The organism is Lactococcus muris (assembly GCF_042849115.1).
In the GTDB taxonomy this organism is placed as follows: Bacteria; Bacillota; Bacilli; order Lactobacillales; family Streptococcaceae; genus Lactococcus; species Lactococcus muris.
In genome coordinates this window covers 1-1,903 of record NZ_BAAFQO010000042.1, presented here as the reverse complement: position 1 = coordinate 1,903, position 1,903 = coordinate 1, and the positions used below count along the sequence as shown (strand labels likewise).

Annotated in this window: 1 protein-coding gene; it reads right to left on the bottom strand. The window is 41.8% G+C overall.

Going from position 1 to position 1,903, the window contains the following annotated elements:
- Positions 1-1,903 (bottom strand): hypothetical protein (locus tag ACGHCK_RS11390; RefSeq protein WP_394304576.1); only part of this gene is annotated, 1,903 nt, incomplete at both ends.

The following is a 1,903-nucleotide window of genomic DNA, read 5'->3' as shown; positions in this document are numbered from 1 at the left end:
CTGATACGGATTCGCTTACTGACTCAGATACAGATTCACTTACTGATTCAGATACAGACTCAGATACGGATTCACTTACTGATTCTGATACTGACTCTGATACGGATTCGCTCACTGATTCAGATACTGACTCTGATACAGACTCTGATACAGACTCTGATACAGATTCGCTTACTGACTCAGACACGGACTCTGATACGGATTCTGAAACTGATTCGCTTACTGACTCAGATACAGATTCACTTACTGATTCAGACACGGACTCGCTTACTGATTCTGATACAGACTCAGATACAGATTCGCTTACTGACTCTGATACAGATTCACTTACTGATTCAGATACAGACTCTGATACGGATTCACTTACTGATTCTGATACGGATTCAGATACAGATTCACTTACTGACTCAGATACAGACTCTGATACTGATTCTGATACGGACTCACTTACTGACTCAGATACAGATTCACTTACTGATTCTGATACGGACTCTGATACGGACTCAGATACTGATTCGCTTACTGACTCAGACACTGACTCAGATACTGATTCTGAAACTGATTCGCTTACTGACTCAGATACAGACTCAGATACAGATTCACTTACTGACTCAGACACGGACTCGCTTACTGATTCAGATACAGACTCAGATACGGATTCACTTACTGATTCAGACACTGACTCGCTTACTGATTCTGATACTGACTCAGACACGGATTCTGATACAGATTCGCTCACTGATTCAGATACAGACTCACTTACTGATTCAGACACTGACTCAGATACGGATTCACTTACTGATTCTGATACGGATTCTGAAACTGATTCGCTCACTGACTCTGATACAGACTCAGATACGGATTCACTTACTGATTCAGACACTGACTCAGATACTGACTCAGACACGGATTCTGAAACTGATTCGCTTACTGACTCAGATACGGATTCACTTACTGACTCTGATACGGATTCTGAAACTGATTCGCTTACTGACTCAGATACAGATTCGCTTACTGACTCAGATACAGACTCAGATACAGATTCGCTCACTGACTCAGATACGGATTCACTTACTGACTCTGATACAGACTCAGATACTGATTCGCTCACTGACTCAGATACAGATTCACTTACTGATTCTGATACGGACTCGCTTACTGACTCTGATACGGATTCTGAAACTGATTCGCTTACTGATTCTGATACTGACTCTGATACGGATTCACTTACTGATTCTGATACGGATTCTGAAACTGATTCGCTCACTGACTCTGATACAGACTCAGATACGGATTCACTTACTGATTCTGATACTGACTCTGATACGGATTCGCTCACTGACTCAGATACAGATTCACTTACTGATTCTGATACGGACTCTGATACGGATTCTGATACAGATTCACTCACTGACTCGGATACAGACTCAGATACAGATTCACTTACTGACTCAGACACGGACTCTGATACGGATTCTGAAACTGATTCGCTTACTGACTCAGATACAGATTCACTCACTGACTCGGATACAGACTCAGATACAGATTCACTTACTGATTCAGACACTGACTCGCTTACTGATTCTGATACAGACTCAGATACGGATTCACTTACTGATTCTGATACAGATTCACTCACTGACTCAGATACAGATTCACTTACTGATTCAGACACGGACTCGCTTACTGATTCTGATACAGACTCAGATACAGATTCGCTTACTGACTCAGATACAGATTCACTTACTGACTCAGACACGGACTCTGATACGGATTCTGAAACTGATTCGCTTACTGACTCAGATACAGATTCACTCACTGACTCGGATACAGACTCAGATACAGATTCACTTACTGATTCAGACACTGACTCGCTTACTGATTCTGATACAGACTCAGATAC